Origin of the sequence: Serratia sp. H402Y, from assembly GCF_051172415.1 — a bacterium.
Classification (GTDB): Bacteria; Pseudomonadota; Gammaproteobacteria; order Enterobacterales; family Enterobacteriaceae; genus Serratia; species Serratia ureilytica.
Genome location: NZ_JBPIYZ010000006.1, coordinates 214,583 through 232,341 on the forward strand (window position 1 = coordinate 214,583; position 17,759 = coordinate 232,341).

Annotated in this window: 13 protein-coding genes and 1 pseudogene; 6 read left to right on the top strand and 8 right to left on the bottom strand. The window is 61.2% G+C overall.

The features are described 5' to 3' along the window. Positions 1 to 132: 132 nt before the first annotated feature. From fbaA to ACSBQS_RS22425, 4 genes are all read right to left on the bottom strand, one after another. Complete coding sequence (gene fbaA / locus ACSBQS_RS22410) at positions 133 to 1,212, bottom strand: class II fructose-bisphosphate aldolase (RefSeq protein WP_025304179.1); 1,080 nt, start codon at positions 1,210 to 1,212, stop codon at positions 133 to 135. Between the two features lie 116 nt (positions 1,213 to 1,328). Further along, the gene (gene pgk, locus ACSBQS_RS22415; protein WP_025160206.1) at positions 1,329 to 2,492 is read right to left on the bottom strand and encodes a phosphoglycerate kinase; all 1,164 of its coding nucleotides are present in this window, start codon (positions 2,490 to 2,492) and stop codon (positions 1,329 to 1,331) included. 70 nt (positions 2,493 to 2,562) lie between these two features. Further along, the gene (gene epd / locus ACSBQS_RS22420; RefSeq protein WP_004931582.1) at positions 2,563 to 3,579 is read right to left on the bottom strand and encodes an erythrose-4-phosphate dehydrogenase; all 1,017 of its coding nucleotides are present in this window, start codon (positions 3,577 to 3,579) and stop codon (positions 2,563 to 2,565) included. 312 nt (positions 3,580 to 3,891) lie between these two features. After that, positions 3,892 to 4,851 carry a LysR substrate-binding domain-containing protein gene (locus ACSBQS_RS22425; RefSeq protein ID WP_172698345.1) on the bottom strand — a complete coding sequence of 320 codons (960 nt, stop codon included), beginning with the start codon at positions 4,849 to 4,851 and terminating at the stop codon, positions 3,892 to 3,894. Between the two features lie 82 nt (positions 4,852 to 4,933). Here ACSBQS_RS22425 and ACSBQS_RS22430 point away from each other — a divergent pair, with 82 nt between their 5' ends. From ACSBQS_RS22430 to ACSBQS_RS22450, 5 genes are all read left to right on the top strand, one after another. Beyond that, a complete protein-coding gene (locus ACSBQS_RS22430) occupies positions 4,934 to 6,019 on the top strand; it encodes a tartrate dehydrogenase (RefSeq protein WP_089192229.1) in 1,086 nt (361 codons plus the stop codon). A gap of 364 nt (positions 6,020 to 6,383) precedes the next feature. Then, entirely contained in the window at positions 6,384 to 7,994 is a 1,611-nt protein-coding gene (locus ACSBQS_RS22435; protein WP_033644733.1) for a BCCT family transporter, read from the top strand. 26 nt (positions 7,995 to 8,020) lie between these two features. Further along, on the top strand, positions 8,021 to 9,145 hold the full coding sequence (locus ACSBQS_RS22440) for an aromatic ring-hydroxylating oxygenase subunit alpha (protein WP_197750050.1): 1,125 nt from the start codon (positions 8,021 to 8,023) through the stop codon (positions 9,143 to 9,145). A gap of 46 nt (positions 9,146 to 9,191) precedes the next feature. Further along, complete coding sequence (locus tag ACSBQS_RS22445; RefSeq protein WP_353440594.1) at positions 9,192 to 10,640, top strand: NAD-dependent succinate-semialdehyde dehydrogenase; 1,449 nt, start codon at positions 9,192 to 9,194, stop codon at positions 10,638 to 10,640. Between the two features lie 41 nt (positions 10,641 to 10,681). Further along, a complete protein-coding gene (locus ACSBQS_RS22450; protein ID WP_103101290.1) occupies positions 10,682 to 11,647 on the top strand; it encodes a PDR/VanB family oxidoreductase in 966 nt (321 codons plus the stop codon). A gap of 30 nt (positions 11,648 to 11,677) precedes the next feature. On the opposite strand, the gene ACSBQS_RS22455 is transcribed toward ACSBQS_RS22450, so the two are convergent. The 3 genes from ACSBQS_RS22455 to ACSBQS_RS22465 form a co-directional block, all read right to left on the bottom strand. Continuing rightward, positions 11,678 to 12,748 carry an ABC transporter ATP-binding protein gene (locus ACSBQS_RS22455; protein WP_434991352.1) on the bottom strand — a complete coding sequence of 357 codons (1,071 nt, stop codon included), beginning with the start codon at positions 12,746 to 12,748 and terminating at the stop codon, positions 11,678 to 11,680. Next, positions 12,741 to 14,510, bottom strand: a complete 1,770-nt coding sequence (locus ACSBQS_RS22460; RefSeq protein ID WP_033644727.1) for an ABC transporter permease — start codon at positions 14,508 to 14,510, stop codon at positions 12,741 to 12,743. Before ACSBQS_RS22460 ends, ACSBQS_RS22455 begins: the two co-directional genes overlap by 8 nt. Positions 14,511 to 14,588: 78 nt before the next feature. Then, positions 14,589 to 15,677 (bottom strand): ABC transporter substrate-binding protein, encoded by a 1,089-nt coding sequence (locus ACSBQS_RS22465; protein ID WP_197752522.1) that lies wholly within the window; start codon positions 15,675 to 15,677, stop codon positions 14,589 to 14,591. Positions 15,678 to 16,248: 571 nt separating this feature from the next. Between ACSBQS_RS22465 and brnQ the strand changes: the two genes are divergently transcribed. Continuing rightward, positions 16,249 to 17,571 (top strand): branched-chain amino acid transport system II carrier protein, encoded by a 1,323-nt coding sequence (gene brnQ / locus ACSBQS_RS22470; RefSeq protein ID WP_046687774.1) that lies wholly within the window; start codon positions 16,249 to 16,251, stop codon positions 17,569 to 17,571. A 69-nt stretch (positions 17,572 to 17,640) separates the two neighbouring features. Here brnQ and ACSBQS_RS22475 read toward each other — a convergent pair. Then, a pseudogene (locus ACSBQS_RS22475) lies at positions 17,641 to 17,759 on the bottom strand (transketolase-like TK C-terminal-containing protein); the annotation flags it as partial.

Sequence of the window (17,759 nt, forward strand, 5' to 3'; positions counted from 1 at the left end):
CGAAAATCAATAAATTGATTTTCCTTATTTTTCATATTTTGCCTACGGCAAGCCAAGCCACGCATCAGGCTTGCCATAAACAAAAAGGCTCCCCGCAGGGAGCCTTGTACTTCATGCAACAGGTGCCGAAGATTACAGAACGTCTACCGCGTTCAGATCTTTGAAGGCCTGCTCCAGACGCGTCACCATGCTGGTTTGCGCTGCGCGCAGCCATACGCGTGGATCGTAGTATTTCTTGTTAGGCTGATCGGCGCCTTTCGGGTTGCCCAGCTGGCCCTGCAGGTAAGCTTCGTTCGCTTTGTAGTACTGCAGGATGCCGTCCCAGGTCGCCCATTGGGTGTCGGTGTCGATGTTCATCTTGATCACGCCGTAACCCACAGACTCTTTGATCTCTGCGTCGGTAGAACCGGAACCGCCGTGGAACACGAAGTTCAGGCTGTTGTGCGGCAGGTTGAATTTCTTGGACACGTAATCCTGAGAATCGCGCAGAATGGTTGGAGTCAGCTTAACGTTGCCTGGCTTGTACACGCCGTGCACGTTACCGAACGATGCAGCGATGGTGAAGCGCGGGCTGATGGCGTTCAGTTTTTCGTACGCGTAAGCCACGTCTTCCGGCTGGGTGTACAGAGCGGAAGCGTCCATATGGCTGTTGTCCACGCCATCTTCTTCACCGCCGGTGCAGCCCAGTTCGATTTCCAGCGTCATGCCGATTTTGGCCATGCGCTTCAGGTAGGCGCTGCAGATCTCGATGTTTTCTTCCAGAGACTCTTCAGACAGATCGATCATGTGGGAAGAGAACAGCGGTTTGCCGGTAGCGGCGAAGTGTTTCTCGCCGGCGTCCAGCAGGCCGTCCAGCCATGGCAGCAGTTTCTTCGCGCAGTGGTCGGTGTGCAGGATCACCGGCACGCCGTAGTGTTCAGCCATCTGGTGAACGTGGTGTGCGCCGGAGATAGCGCCCAGAATCGCTGCGCCCTGAGGCACATCGGTCTTCACGCCTTTGCCGGCGATGAATGCGGCGCCGCCGTTGGAGAACTGAACGATGACCGGCGCGCGCACTTTAGCCGCGGCTTCCAGCACTGCGTTGATGGAGTCGGTACCCACGCAGTTTACCGCTGGCAGCGCAAAGTTGTTCTCTTTAGCAACTGCGAAGACTTTCTGAACGTCATCACCCGTGATGACACCCGGTTTTACGAAATCAAAAATTTTAGACATGTTACTTTGTCCTGTTTCGTCGGCCGTAGATGGATGTAAATCGATGTTTTCACGCCGCGCAGCATTTGCCGCGCGGTATAAAACAAACGGGCGGCTTTCGCCTCCCGTTGTCTGAATTACTGCTTAGCGCGCTCTTCCAGCATCACGACTGCAGGCAGCGGTTTCCCTTCAACGAATTCCAGGAATGCGCCACCGCCGGTGGAGATGTAGGAGATTTTGTCAGCGATACCGAACAGATCGATGGCTGCCAGAGTGTCGCCGCCGCCAGCGATAGAGAAAGCGTCGCTATCGGCGATCGCGCGGGCGACAATTTCGGTGCCCTTACGGAAGTTAGGGAACTCGAATACGCCAACCGGGCCATTCCACAGAATGGTTTTGGCGTTCTTCAGGATAACGGCCAGACGCTCGGCAGAGACGTCGCCCATATCCAGAATTTGCTCGTTGTCCTGGATCTCGTTGGCCTGCTTCACGGTCGCGGTCGCGGTCTCAGAGAACTCGGTCGCCACGCGCACGTCGGTCGGCACCGGAATGTCGCAGGTTTCCAGCAGTTTCTGCGCGTTCGGGATCAGATCCGGTTCGTACAGGGACTGGCCCACGTTGTTGCCCTGCGCCGCCACGAAGGTGTTGGCAATGCCGCCGCCGACGATCAGCTGATCGGCGATTTTGGACAGGGAATCCAGCACGGTCAGTTTGGTGGAGACTTTAGAACCGCCCACGATGGCGACCATCGGACGGGCCGGGTTACCCAGGGCTTTGCCCAGCGCTTCCAGCTCGGCGGACAGCAGCGGGCCGGCACAGGCGACAGGCGCGAACTTGCCCACGCCGTGGGTGGAAGCCTGCGCGCGGTGCGCGGTGCCGAACGCGTCCATCACGTACACGTCGCACAGCGCCGCGTATTTCTTGGACAGGGTTTCGTCATCTTTCTTCTCGCCCTTGTTGAAACGGACGTTTTCCAGCACCACCAGTTCACCTTCGGCGACGTCGACGCCATCCAGATAATCCTTCGCCAGACGCACTGGGGATTTCAGGTGATCTTTCAGGTAGTTGACCACAGGCAGCAGGGAGAATTCTTCGTTGTACTCGCCTTCGGTAGGACGACCCAGGTGGGAGGTTACCATCACGCGGGCGCCTTGCTTCAGCGCAGCTTCGATAGTCGGCAGGGAAGCGCGGATACGCGCGTCGGAAGTCACTTTACCGTCTTTTACCGGCACGTTCAGATCGGAGCGGATCAGTACGCGTTTACCCGCCAGATCCAGATCGGTCATCTTAATTACAGACATGGTGAACCCTCTTTATTGAATCTCTATAAAATTGCCTGAGCAGCGCGCCAATCACGCCGGCGCCGCCGTACTAGAAACCGCTGGCGGCCATTGCCCGTGTTGTATCCAACATCCGATTGGCAAAGCCCCATTCATTGTCGCACCAGACCAAGGTCTTTATCAGGTGCTGCCCGCTGACCCGGGTCTGCGTACCGTCGACGATAGCGCTGTGCGGGTCATGGTTAAAATCGATCGAGACCAATGGTAATTCCGTGTAGTCAACTATACCACGAAATGATTCCCGTGCGGCCTTTTGCAACAGCTGGTTGACCTCCGCCACCTTCACCGCGGCGCTCACGCTGACGCTAAGATCGATAGCCGTCACGTTGATGGTCGGCACGCGCACCGAGATAGCCTCGAAGCGATCGCAAAACTGCGGGAAGATGCGGGTGATGCCCGCGGCCAGTTTGGTATCGACCGGAATGATCGACTGGCTCGCCGCGCGGGTGCGCCGCAAATCCGCGTGATACGCGTCGATCACCGGCTGATCGTTCATCGCCGAGTGAATGGTGGTCACGGTGCCGGACTCGATGCTGTAGGCGTCGTCCAGCAGCTTGATCACCGGAATAATGCAGTTGGTGGTGCACGAGGCGTTGGACACGATGCGATGTTCCGCCAGCAGCGTCTGATGGTTGACGCCGAACACGATGGTGGCGTCCAGATCGTTGCCGCCCGGATGGGCGAACAACACTTTCTTCGCCCCCGCCGCCAGGTGGGCCTCGCCATCCGCCCGGCTGCCGTACACGCCGCTGCAGTCCAGCACCACGTCGACGCCCAGTTCGCCCCAGGGCAACTGCTCCACCGCCGGCTGATGCAACAGGCGAATCGCGTCGTCTCCGACGCTCAGCGTGTCGCACTCCTGCCGCACATCCCAGGCGAAGCGGCCATGGCTGGAGTCGTACTTCAGCAGATGGGCCATGCCTTCGGCGTTCGCCAGCTCGTTGATCGCCACCACGGAGATTTCCGCCCGTCGGCCCGATTCGTACAGTGCGCGCAATACGCTGCGGCCGATGCGGCCAAAGCCGTTTATCGCTATGCGGATGGTCATGCTGCTCCTGAAAAAGGGCCGTCCACGCCGGGTTGACTCACCGGCGCCGCCCGGCGCTGACTGGTTGTCTCACTAACCCGCATAGAGTAGTGGATCGTACCGCCCGCTGTGAATCGCCGAGTTTGCATTATTCCCGCGCTTCAGCGGTTTTTCACCGCCGTCACATCGGCATTTCTGTCGAAGAGTGCTTCAACTGAAACGCTTCAGCTGAGCATAAACCAAAGTTTTGGCAAAAGGAACACGTGCGACAGTTCCTCAGGTAACGGGCGGGAATTTTACGAGCATAAGATGATCTGGCGCACATTTTTGGCCTTAAGACCGCGACGGATTTTCACTCGCCGGCACCGTTTCGCCGTAGTGCTCACGAAAATAGTCGCGCAGAAATTCGACGGTCACCCGTACTTTCGCCGACGTTGCCAGCCGGGAAACGTACACCGCCCAGATATTGGCCGGCTGATAATACTCCGGCAGGATGTGCACCAGTCGGCCGCTGTCGATGTTCTCTTTCACGTCCCAGGCGGAACGCAGCGCGACGCCCTGCCCGTCCAGGCACCACTGGTGCACGATCTCGCCGTGGTTCGACGCCAGCGCGCCCGTCACCTTTACCGTTTCTTCACCGCTCGGCCCCTGCAGCCGCCACAGCCCGAACGGATGATCGCGTTCTTTGATCACCAGACAGGAACGGCCCGCCAGCTCCGCCGGGTTTTTCGGCGCCCCATGGCGCTGCAGGTACGTCGGCGAAGCGCACAGGATGCGCTGGTTGTCCGCCAGCTTGCGCGCAATAAGATTGGGGGCGATATCGTCGCCGATGCGGATATCCAGATCGAAACCTTCGCTGACCAGATCCACCAGCCGATCGGAAACGTCGAGCCGCAGTTCCAGCTGCGGATACTGCCGCGCCAGCGCCGACAGCGCCGGCGCGACGAAACGCCGGCCAAAGCCGAAGCTGCTGACCACTCGCAGCATGCCCTGCGGCGCCTGGCGCACTTCGGACAGCTCGTCCATCATCTGATCGACATCGTTGAGAATGCGCTGCGCCCATTCGTAGATGCGCTCGCCGTCTTCGGTGATCGCCACCCGCCGCGTGGTGCGGTGCAGCAACGACACGTCCAGAGCCTTCTCCAACAGCGCGATGCGCTTGCTGATAAAGGCCGGCGAAACGCCCAACTCTTCGGCGGCGGCGGCAAACCCGGCCCGGCGCGCCACCAGCACGAACACCCGCAGGTCACTCAGGATCGGCATATTGTTCATGATTCGTGTTTTATGTTTCACCGTTTTCAGGATTGATTAACAGTTAGTCAATTATAGGATAACAGTGTTGTCAATCTCCCCTACCTACAAATGAGACCTCTGTATGAGCAAAACTTACAAGATTGCCGCCATCCCCGGGGACGGTATCGGACGGGAAGTGTTGCCGGAAGGCATACGAGTATTGCAGGCGGCGGCGGCGCGCTGGGATCTGTCGCTGGAATTCGCCACCTTCGAGTGGGCCAGCTGCGACTACTACCAGCACCACGGCCAGATGATGCCGGACGACTGGTTCGAGCAACTGAAAGGCTTCGACGCCATCTATTTCGGCGCCGTCGGTTGGCCGGACACAGTGCCCGACCATATCTCGCTGTGGGGTTCGCTGCTGAAATTCCGGCGCGACTTCGAACAGTACGTCAACCTGCGTCCGGTGCGGCTGTTTCCCGGCGTGCCCTGCCCGCTGGCGAACAAGCAGCCGGGCGATATCGATTTCTACGTGGTGCGCGAAAATACCGAAGGGGAATACTCCTCGCTCGGCGGACGGATGTTCGAAGGCACCGAACGCGAGATGGTGATCCAGGAATCGGTCTTCACCCGTCAGGGCGTGGACCGCATCCTCAAGTACGCCTTTGAGCTGGCGCAACAGCGCCCGCGCAAACGCCTGACCGCCGCCACCAAGTCCAACGGCATGGCCATCAGCATGCCGTACTGGGATGAGCGCGTGGCGGAGATGGCGCACCAATACCCTGATATCGCCTGGGACAAACAGCACATCGATATTCTGTGCGCGCGTTTCGTGCTGAACCCCGAACGCTTCGATGTGGTGGTCGCCTCCAACCTGTTCGGCGATATTTTGTCGGATCTCGGCCCGGCCTGCACCGGCACCATCGGCATCGCCCCCTCGGCCAACCTGAACCCGGAGCGCAACTTCCCGTCGCTGTTCGAGCCGGTGCACGGCTCGGCGCCGGACATTTTCGGCAAAAACATCGCCAACCCGATCGCCATGATCTGGAGCGGCGCGATGATGCTGGACTTCCTCGGCGACGGCGATGCCCGCTACCGCCAGGCGCACGACGGCATCCTGCAGGCGATTGAGCGCATTATCGCCGACGGGCCGCGCACGCCGGACATGCGCGGCGACGCCTCCACCCAGCAAGTCGGCCAGGCGATCGCCGCCCTGCTGCAACGCTGAACGCCGCAGATTTTCCCGCGCAGGGCGCCCTTCCGCGCCCTGCTTTGCCACGTCCGTTTTTCCGCTTCGATCGCTGCCGCAAATCCGTTGAAAACCACCGCAGAAGGCACGCCAATACCCCGGTCAAGATCACAACAAATTGTTTACATACTGTGTTTTATCCTTTTACAGATGCCCCAATTGTGGCCCTCCTGTAATTTGTGCACACTCGAAAATGTTAATGAAGAGTGAATATTCCCGGTAGCGACCCACCGGGCGGTTTGCTCCTCGCGGTGTAACAAAACAAATGGTTCAAGCCAATAAGGCCCGGGCGCACCCTACGCTTTGCGCACCGGCCCACCACCGATAACAGGAGTTCACTCCCATGCAGAGCAATCCCAAAAAGGATGTCACGCTCATCGCCATCAGCCTGTGCAGCATTGCGCTGATCGCCCTTTGCCTGATGCTCTTTCCGGCTCAATCCGCGCTTATCGCCAACACCATTTTCAACGGCGTCACCCGGCTGTTCGGTTCAACCATTCAAATCCTGGTGCTGATCGCCCTGCTGGTGGTGCTGTATCTGGCGTTGAGCAAATACGGCAATATCCGCCTCGGCGAAGGCAAACCGCAATACTCCACGCTGGCCTGGCTGTTCATGTTCATCTGCGCCGGCCTGGGCTCGTCCACCCTGTACTGGGGGGTGATGGAATGGGCGTATTACTACCAGACGCCGGGGCTGAACATCGCGCCGCGCACCCCGAAGGCGCTGGAATACAGCATCAGCTACTCCTTCTTCCACTGGGGCCTGAGCGCCTGGGCGACCTACGCCCTCGCCTCGCTGATCATGGCCTATCACTTCCACGTGCGTAAGAACAAAGGGCTCAGCCTGTCGGGGATCATTTCCGCCATCACCGGCGTGCGCGCCAACGGCCCGGTCGGGCGGGCGGTGGATCTGATCTTCCTGGTCGCCACCGTCGGCGCCCTCACCATTTCACTGGTGCTGACCGCCTCCACCTTTACCCGCGGGCTGACGGCGCTGACCGGCATCCCGGACAACTTCGCGGTGCAGGCGACGGTGATCCTGCTGGCGGCGGTGATCTTCTGTCTCAGCTCTTACATCGGCATCGACGGCGGCATGCAGCGCCTAAGTAAAATGGTCGGCTGGGGCGCATTCGCTTTCGCCGGGCTGGTGCTGCTGGTCGGCCCGACCGAATTCACCATCAACAACACCATCAACGCCATCGGCCTGACGGCGCAAAACTTTCTGCAGATGAGCCTGTTCACCGATCCGATGGGCGACGGCAGCTTCAGCCGCAGCTGGACGGTGTTCTACTGGCTGTGGTGGATCTCCTATACCCCGGGCGTGGCGATGTTCGTCACCCGCGTCTCGCGCGGACGCAAGATTAAAGAAGTGATCTGGGCGTTGCTGCTCGGCAGCACCCTCGGCTGCTGGTTCTTCTTCGGCTCGCTGGAAAGCTACGCCATGCACCAGTTCATCAGCGGGCAGCTCAACGTGCCGGAGATCCTCAGCACCCAGGGCGGCGAAACCGCCGTGCAGATGCTGCTGACGGCGCTGCCGCTCGGCAAGCTGTTCCTCGCCGCCTATCTGTTCATCATGATCATTTTCCTGGCCTCGCACATGGACGCCGTGGCCTACACCATGGCCGCCACCAGCACCCGCAACCTGCAGGAGGGGCAAGATCCCAGCCCGATGCTGCGGCTGTTCTGGTGCGTGGTGATCACCCTGATCCCGCTGTCGATCCTGTTTACCGGCGCCTCGCTGGACACCATGAAAACCACGGTGATCCTGACCGCACTGCCGTTCCTGCTGGTGCTGCTGGTGAAAACCTACGGTTTCGCCCGCTGGCTGAAGCAGGACTACGCGGCCATCCCGGCGCACCTGATCGAAAGCAGCCCGCCAACGCTGCCCGAAGCGCCGCCGGCCGGCGAACTCTCCGCTCCATCGTCGTATCAACCGCGCCCTATGGCGAAATGACAATAAGAAAAGAGGAAGGTTAACTTATGAGCACTCTGATCCCTGAATTTACCTTACCGAAAGATTTCTGCGCCGACGCCCGTGAGGCCTACACCATACCGGCCCGGTTCTACACCCACCAGGCGGCGTTCGAGCACGAAAAAGAGCAGGTGTTCGCCACCAGTTGGATCTGCGTGGCGCACCGCAGCGAGCTTGCCCAACCGAACGACTACATCACCCGCGAGATCATCGGTGAAAACATTCTGGTGGTGCGCGGCCGCGACAACGTGCTGCGCGCCTTTTACAACGTCTGCCCGCACCGCGGCCACCAGCTGCTGGTGGGCGACGGCCGGGCGAAAAACGTCATCACCTGCCCTTATCACGCCTGGGCGTTCAAGCTGGACGGCGAACTGGCGCACGCGCGCAACTGCGAAAACGTGCAGAACTTCGATAAGGAAAACTCGCATCTGGTGCCGGTGCGGGTCGAAGAGTACGCCGGGTTTATTTACGTCAATCTGGACTCGCAGGCCGGCACGGTGGAAGACCAACTGCCGGGCCTCGACGCCAAAGTGCGCGAAGCCTGCCCGCAGGTCGACGATCTCAAGCTGGCGGCGCGTTTCGTCACCCGCACCCCGGCCAACTGGAAGAACATCGTCGACAACTACCTCGAGTGCTACCACTGCGGCCCGGCGCATCCCGGTTTCGCCGACTCGGTGCAGGTCGATCGCTACTGGCACACCCTGCACGGCAACTGGACGCTGCAGTTCGGCTACGCCCGTCCCTCCGAGCAGTCGTTCAAGTTTGAAGAGGGCAAAGAATCCAGCTTCCACGGCATCTGGCTGTGGCCGTGCACCATGTTCAACATGCCGCCGCTGGAAGGCATGATGACGGTGATCTATGAGTTCCCGGTCGATGCGGAAACCACCCTGCAGCACTACGACATCTACTTCACCAACACCGATTTGAGCGACGAACAGCTCAAACTGATCGACTGGTACCGCGACGTGTTCCGCCCGGAAGATTTGCGGCTGGTGGAAAGCGTGCAAAAAGGCCTGAAGTCGCGCGGCTATCGCGGCCAGGGGCGCATCATGGCCGACGGCGCCGGCAGCGGCGTCAGCGAACACGGCATCGCCCACTTCCACAACCTGCTGGCGCAGGTTTATCAACCTTGATGCGACGGGGCCCGCGTGCCCCTTTCCCCTGACTTGTGAGGTTCTCGTGAATATTTCCGATCGGGCGCTATTCCGCCAACAGGCATATATCAACGGCCAATGGCGCGACGCCGATAACCAGGAAACCCTGCCGGTGAGCGATCCCGCCACCGGCCGGCCAATCGGCAGCGTGCCCAACATGGCGACGGCCGAAACCCAACGGGCGATCGACGCCGCCCAGCAGGCGCTGGAAGGCTGGCGCGCGCTGCCGGCGCAACAGCGCGCGCAGCTGCTGCGGCGCTGGTTCGAACTGATGCTGGAACACCAGCAGGATCTGGCCAGCTTGATGACGCTGGAGCAAGGCAAACCGCTGGCGGAATCGCTGGGTGAGATCCGCTACGCCGCCTCCTTTATCGAATGGTTCGCCGAACAGGCCAAGCGCGCCAACGGCGACATCATTCCTTCGCCGAGCAGCGATAAACGCCTGATGGTGCTGAAACAGGGCATCGGCGTGTGCGCGGCGATCACGCCCTGGAACTTCCCGGCGGCGATGATCACCCGCAAGGCCGCGCCGGCGCTGGCGGCCGGCTGTACGCTGGTGGTCAAACCCGCCAACGAAACCCCTTATTCGGCGCTGGCGATGGCCGAGCTGGCCGAACGCGCCGGCATTCCCGCCGGGGTATTCAACGTGGTGACCGGCAATTCGCAGGCGATCGGCGCCGAGCTGACTCGCCACCCGCAGGTGCGCAAACTCAGCTTTACCGGCTCCACACCGGTGGGCAGGCTGCTGATGCGCCAGAGCGCGGACACCATCAAGAAAGTGTCGCTGGAGCTGGGCGGCAATGCGCCGTTCATCGTATTTGACGATGCGGACATCGATGCCGCAGTGGAAGGCGCGCTGATCGCCAAGTATCGCAACGCCGGGCAGACCTGCGTCTGCGTCAACCGGTTCTACGTGCAGCGCGGCGTTTACCCGCAGTTCGCCGAGAAGTTTGTCGCCCGCGTGGCGGCACTGCAGGTCGGCAACGGCTTCGAAGCCGGCGTACAGATTGGCCCGCTGATCAATCGCAAGGCGCGCGATAAGGTGTTGGAGCTGCTCGATGACGCGCTGAGCAAAGGCGCTCAGGTGCTGACCGGCGCCACGCCGCACGCGCTGGGCGGCAATTTCTTCACCCCGACGGTGCTGGGCAACGTGCAGCCCGGCTCGCTGCTGCTGGAAGAAGAGATCTTCGGCCCGGTCGCGCCGCTGGTGATATTCGATGACGAAGCCGAGGCGATCCGCCAGGCCAACGACACCATTTACGGCTTGGCCGCTTACTTCTACACCCGCGATGCGGCGCGCATCTGGCGTGTTTCGGAACGGCTGGAGTACGGCATGGTCGGCATCAATACCGGGCTTATCTCCAACGAGGTGGCGCCGTTCGGCGGGGTGAAACAGTCGGGGCTGGGGCGTGAAGGCTCCGAATACGGCATCGAAGACTATCTGGAGCTCAAATACCTGTGCCAGGCGGTATAACTTTTTCATGCGCGGGGACGCCCGCGCTTTGGAGCCAATGAATGACCAGCTATCAGATGCTTGATGTCCGCGTCGTCGACATCGAAACCGTCACCGCACGGGTCAAGCGCTTTACCCTGGCGGATCCGCAAGGCCGGCCGCTGCCCGCCTTCAGCGGCGGCAGCCACATCATCGTGCAAATGCAGGACGGCGAGCAGCGCTACAGCAACGCCTATTCGCTGCTCAGCTCACCGTTCGAACTCGAGCATTACCAGATCGCCGTTCGGCGCGAGTCTCCTTCCAAAGGCGGTTCCGACTTCATGCATGACCGGCTGGCGGTCGGCGATACGCTGACCATCAGCACCCCGAATAACCTGTTCGCGCTGGCGCCGGAAGCGCAACATCACGTGCTGATCGCCGGCGGCATCGGCATCACGCCGTTTATGGCCCATCTGCATGAGCTGCAACGCAGCGGCCAACGCTACCATCTGCACTACTGCTTCCACAGTGAAGAGCACAACGCCTTCCAGCAGCAGCTGATGCAAGCGCCGTTCGCAGACAACGTCAGTTGCCATGTCTCCAGCCTTGGCGGCCGGTTGGATCTGGCGCGCACGCTGGCCGATGTGGAACCCGGCGCCCATATCTACGTCTGCGGCCCGGCGGCGCTGAACGAAGCGGTCTACCGGATCGCCGCCGAACGGGGTATCGATGCCGGTCGCTTGCACAGCGAAGCCTTTGCCGCCGAAGACACGGCGGGCGGCGCCTTTACACTGGTGCTGGCTCGATCGGGTATTGAGCTTGAAGTGGCGCAAGACATGACCATCCTGCAGGCGCTGGAAAACAGCAAGGCGGCCAAGGTCGAGTGCCTGTGCCGCGAAGGCATTTGCGGCACCTGCGAAACCCGCATCGTCGAAGGGGAAGCCGATCACCGCGATCAATATCTCAGCGAGGAAGAACGCGCGGCGCAGCAGACCCTGTTGATCTGCTGCTCGCGCGCCAAAGGCAGCCGGCTGGTGCTGGATTTGTAAAGGGAGCGCCCGCAACGGCGGGCGTCCTGGTTAAGCTTTCGGGAATATCCACAGATGCTCGGCCGGCAGGGAGAGCCGGCACAGCGCCCGATCGCGCGCCTCGTGGCCATAGGCGCGCACCACGAAATCTTCGGCCACGGTGCGGAACAGGTATTCCCAGCGATCGCCGAGATACATGCTGGTCAGCAACGGCAGCTCAAGCTGATTACCCTGCGGATCTTCACCCAACCGCACGCGCTCCACGCGGATCACCGCCGTGCCCTCCTGCCCGACCTGCACGCCTTCGCCCGCTTTGCCCCACAGCGCCCAATCCTTACCTTCGATGCGCGCCCGATCACCTTCCAGCGCGACGACCTTGCCCGGCAACCGGTTGTTGCTGCCCATGAACTCGGCGGTGAACAGCGTGGCGGGCGAACCGTACATCTCCTGCGGCGTGCCCTGCTGTTCGATTTTGCCGTTATTGAGCAGCAGGATGCGATCGGAAATGGCCATCGCCTCGTTCTGATCGTGAGTCACCATCAGCGCCGACAGACCGAGCTTGATGATCAGCTCGCGCAGAAATACCCGCGCTTCTTCGCGCAGCTTGGCGTCGAGGTTGGACAGCGGCTCATCCAGCAGGATCACCGGCGGGTTGTAGACCAGCGCACGGCCGATCGCCACCCGCTGCTGCTGGCCGCCGGAGAGCTGGTGCGGATGACGCTTGGCCAAATGCCCCAGCCCGAGCTGATCCAGCACCGCCTGCACTCGCTGGGCGATTTCCGCCGAGCCGGTCTTACGCAGCTTCAGCGGATAAGCGACGTTCTCAAACACCGTTTTGTGCGGCCACAGGGCGTAGGACTGAAACACCAGCCCCAGGTTGCGCTCTTCGGCGGGAATTTCGCTGCGCGCGCTGCCGTTGTAAACCGCGCTGTCGCCGATGACGATTCGCCCCTGGCTCGGCTTCTCCAGCCCGGCCACCGCCCGCAGCAACGTGGTTTTGCCGCTGCCCGACGGGCCCAGCAGCGAGACCACTTCGCCCCGTTTCAGATCCATCGACACCCCTTTCAGCACCGGGTTGTCGCCATAGGTCAAATGCAGGTTCTCTACCGAAAGTTCAATCATGTAATTTCACTCCAAAGCGCAAGGCGATCCCCAGCCCCAGCACCACCAGCAGGATATTGATGAACGACAGCGCGGCGACGATATCGATGGCGCCCGCGGCCCACAGGGAAACCAGCATCGAGCCGATGGTTTCCGTGCCCGGAGACAGCAGATAAACCCCGGTGGAATATTCGCGTTCAAAGATCAGGAACATCAGCAGCCAGGAGCCGATCAGGCCGTAGCGCGACAGCGGAATGGTAACGTGTCGGGTGATCTGGCCGCGGCTGGCGCCGGCGCTGCGCGCGGCTTCCTCCAGTTCTGGCCCCACCTGCAGCAGCGTGGAAGAGATCAGCCGCAGGCCATAGGCCATCCACACCACTGTGTAGGCCAGCCAGACGCTGAAGATGGTGCTGCGCAGCGAACGCAGCCAGACGATCACGTTCTCGCGCAGCCATTCGGCCATCGGCAGCACGGACAGCCAGCCTTCCTTGAGCGATTTATCCAGCCACATCGGCAGGAACAGGAACACCCACAGGAACGCCAAACCGGCCAGCAGCCCCGGCACCGCGCGCGGCACCAGCACGCTGTAGTCGAGGAAGCGCGTGGCGCCGTCCGGCTTGCGGTGCATCGCGATGCCGATAAACAGATAGCACGCGACCGCCAGCGCCCCGCCGATCACCCCGATCGCCATCGAGTTGACGATGGCGCGCAGCAGGTTGGGCTGCGCCCAGATGGTGCGGAAGGTGTTGATCGACAGTTCGTCCCAGACAGACACGCCCACGCCCCAGTTGGAGATAAAGGCGCGCAGCACCACGCCGATCAGCGGCACGCCGATGGTCACGGTCAGCCAGAACATCACCACCGCGCCGGCCACCCAGCGCCATTTGCCCAGCGGCAACGCGCGGGCCTGCGAGGCTTTGCCCTTGACGGTGACGAAACGGTTGGCGGTACGCATCAGCCTGCGCTGCAGCATCACCAACGGAATGGTGATGCAAATCAGCACCACTGCTACCGCCGCCATCAGGTGGTAAGACGGCGTGCCCAGCTTGTTGGTCAACTGATACAGGTAGGTCGCCAGCACCAGGTTGCCCTCCGGATCGCCCAACACCAGCATCAGGCCGAACACCTCCAGCCCGAGGAAGAACAGCAGCACCCCGGCGTACAAGATAGACGGCCGCACCATCGGCAGGCTGACGGCGGTCATCACCTGCAGCGGCGTAGCGCCGGCGGTGCGCGCCGCTTCTTCAACGTCGGAGCCCACGCTGCGCAGCGCCGAGGAGATGTACAGGTAGGCATGGGGCACGTGCGTCAACCCGGCGATAACCACGATGCTGGCCATCGAATAGATGTTCCACGGCACGAAGCCCAGCAGCGCCTCCGCCCACAGCGAGAAGAAGCCCACCGGCCCCGCCGCCACCACGTAACCGAAGCCCAGCACCATCGGCGACACGAAGATCGGCACCAAAATCAGCGGTTCGATGATCCGCCGCCCCGGCAGATCGGTGCGCACCATCAGGAAGGCCAAAATGCCGCCGAGCGGGATAGCGATGATCACCAGGCCGAATGCCAGAATAAAGCCGCTTCTCAGCGCCTTGTAGAAATCCGGGTCGGTAAAGATGAACTCGAAGGCCTCCAGGCTGAAGACCTTGGAGGGAGAGAAAAACGGAGCCGAGAGGAAGCTTTGAATGATGATAAACGACAGGGGGACATAGATAACCAGCGCGGTTATCAACACCACCAGGCCGCGCGGCAGGCTCTGCCACTTTCTGCGCCATGCTTGCATAAATGCTCCCTATGGTTGTAAACGACGACCAAAGGGCGCGCGCCTGTACGTCAGGCGCGCGTCCGAATGCAGTCCCTGTTATTTCGCCGCGGCGGCGCGCCATTGTTTGATGTAGTCGAGACGCTTGGCCGGCTGCAAATACTCCAGCAGGCTGTCGTCGACCGGGATCGGCTTGAGCGCGTTGCCCAGCAGCTTGGTCATGCCGTCGATGTCGTTCTTGCCTTCGACATCGTTGCGGATCGAAGGGATATCAGCCTGATTGGCGAGAATATTTTGCCCTTTCTCCGACAGCACGTAGTCGAACCACAGCTTGGCGGCGTTAGGGTTGCCGGCCTCTTTGCTGATGAAGCTCACGCGCGACAGCACCAGGGTATAGTCTTTCGGATAGACGATGCCGAGCGACGGATCGCTCTTGGCGCGGGCCTCGGCGTATGAGCCGAGAATATTGAAACCGATCAGGTTTTCACCGGAGGAAACGCGTTCCATCATGGTGCCGGTTGAGGATTGCACCGCCAGCCCGCCCTTGGCCACGTCGGCCAGCGTTTTGAAGTAGTTGGGATCGGCCTTGAAGTCCTGCACCGACAGCATGAAGCCAACGCCGGATTTTTCGATGTCGTAAGTGGTGACTTTCTTCTTGAATTTGTCCGTCTGGCTGGCGATCAGCTTGGCCAACGCCGCGTGCGAATCCGGCACATCGCCCTGCGGGATCAAGCGTTTGTTATAGATGAACACTACCGGCTCATAGGTGGTGCCATACACTTTATCTTGCCATACCGCCCATTTTGGCAGCTGAGCCCGCTCCGGAGAGGCATACTCCTGCGCGTAATCGCCCGCCAGTTTCAAAATGGTGTCCATCGACGAACTCCACACCAGGTCGCCGCTGGTGCCGCCGGCCGCCTGCTCGCTGATGAAGCGGTTATACAGTTCGGTGCTGTTCATGTCGTTGTATTCGACCTTGATGCCCGGATACAACGCCTCAAATCCCTGGATCAGCGGCGCCGCCGCTTTGGTGTCAGTGGTCGAGTAAATCACCACCTTGCCTTCTTTCTTCGCGCCGTCGACCAGTTTCTGATAGTCGGCGGGGTAGCCCGCCGGGAAGGCCGCATAGGCGGAAACGGAGCCCAGTAAGGTGATTGCAGCCACGGTAGCGCTGATTTTTTTCATCATCATCCATCCCCAGATCACATTTAATAAACCAAAAATTAACATACAGTTAATAATTGCGACGAGGCAACGGCGTTGCTTGTTATCTTTCGGTTTTGTGAGGTTGGACGTTTTTCAGTCAATACCCACGCCCGGCGGCGCGAGCTTTGCGGTCATCCGTGTCGCAGACTATTCTGCCAGGCGTGAGCGCCGCAGCAGGCGAATTCGCTGTACGATGGCGTCCCGGCAACGTCAGAACAAAGCCGGCATTCGACCCGCGATATGCCGATCTTTTTCCCCCGTAAACCGGTCGAAAGACGGCCACGTCTCTTTCAAGCCGCACATCGAAATTCCGCTGTCGATAGACAGGGTGGCGCGCTAACGCGCTGCCGGGCCGGCCGCCATGATCCCTCTGTGCGGCCGGTTCACGCCAGGATAAACAGCGCTGTATTAATCAGGTTTTTGTCGCCGAATTATTATATCCTGCCGGACGAAAATTTTTGCGGGCGTACGCAGCCCCACGCGCCTCCTTCTGCAGCGCTTCATTTCGCAGCCAGGCCGTTTATTTCATGAATACAGGCAGTGCCATACCGTTATGACCAAGAGTTTATCCCCGAAAGACATTATCGCCCTGGGCTTTATGACCTTCGCCCTGTTTGTCGGCGCCGGCAACATCATTTTCCCCCCGCTGGTGGGGCTGCAGTCCGGTGAACATCTGTGGCCGGCCGCCCTCGGGTTTATGGTGACCGCCGTCGCTCTGCCGGTGATCGCCGTGATCGCGCTGGCGCGCGTCGGCGGCAGCATCAGCCTGCTGACCGGCCCCATCGGCCGCACCGCCGGCCTGCTGTTGGCGACCGTCTGCTATCTGGCGCTCGGCCCGCTGTTCGCCACCCCGCGAACCGCCAATGTTTCTTTCGCCCTCGGCATCGCGCCCTTCACCGGCAACGGCGCCCTGCCGCAGTTCATCTACAGCCTGCTGTTCTTTACCCTGGCGATGGTTGTGTCGCTGTATCCCGGCCGCTTGCTCGATAACGTCGGCCATATTCTGGCGCCGCTGAAAATTCTGGCGCTGGCCGCGCTCGGCATCGCCGCCCTGGTGTGGCCCGCCGGTGCGCCGGTCTCCGCCGTCGGCAGCTATCAGGCCGCGGCGTTTTCCACCGGCTTCGTGCAGGGTTATCAAACCATGGACACGCTGTCGGCGCTGATGTTCGGCTCGATTATCGTCACCGCCGCCCGCTCGCGCGGCGTCAGCGACAGCGGCCTGCTGCTGCGCTACACCCTGTGGGCCAGCCTGATCGCCGGCGTCGGCCTGACGCTGGTCTATATCTGCATGTTCAAGCTGGGCGCCGGCAGCGGCAGCCTGGTCGGCAGCGGTGCTCAGGATGGCGCAGCGATCCTGCACGCCTATGTGCAGCACACCTTCGGCGATCTGGGCAGCGTCTTTATGGCGGTGCTGATGTTCATCGCTTGCCTGGTGACGGCGGTCGGCATGACCTGCGCCTGCGCGGACTTCTTCTCCCGCTACCTGCCGCTCTCTTATCGCGCGCTGGTGGTCATCCTCGCCCTCTTCGCCATGCTGGTTTCCAACATGGGGCTGGCCAATCTGATCCGCGTCTCACTGCCTGTACTGACGGCGATCTACCCGCCTTGCATCGCGCTGGTGTTGCTCAGCTTCAGCCAGAACCGCTGGCGCAGCGCCAGACGCGTCTTCGCGCCGGTGATCGCTACCAGCCTGGTGTTCGGCCTGGCCGATGGCCTGAAGGCTTCAAGCTTCAGCGGCCTGCTGCCCGCCTGGTTCGATAAGCTGCCGCTGGCCGAGCAGGGTCTGGTCTGGCTGCAGCCTACGCTGTTGGTGCTGTTGCTGGCGGCGGCTTACGACCGGTTGCGCAGCGCCGAAAGCGTCAAGGCCGCGTCGTAATCGCGATTTCCGCCCATAAAAAAAGCCGGTCATGATGACCGGCTTTTTTATCGGCTTGCGCCCGGCGGCTTACTTCAGCAGCGCCTGCGCCTTGGCCACCACGTTGTCCACGGTGAAGCCGAACTCGGCGAACAGCTGCTCCGCCGGCGCCGACTCACCGAAGGTGGTCATGCCCACGATAGCGCCGT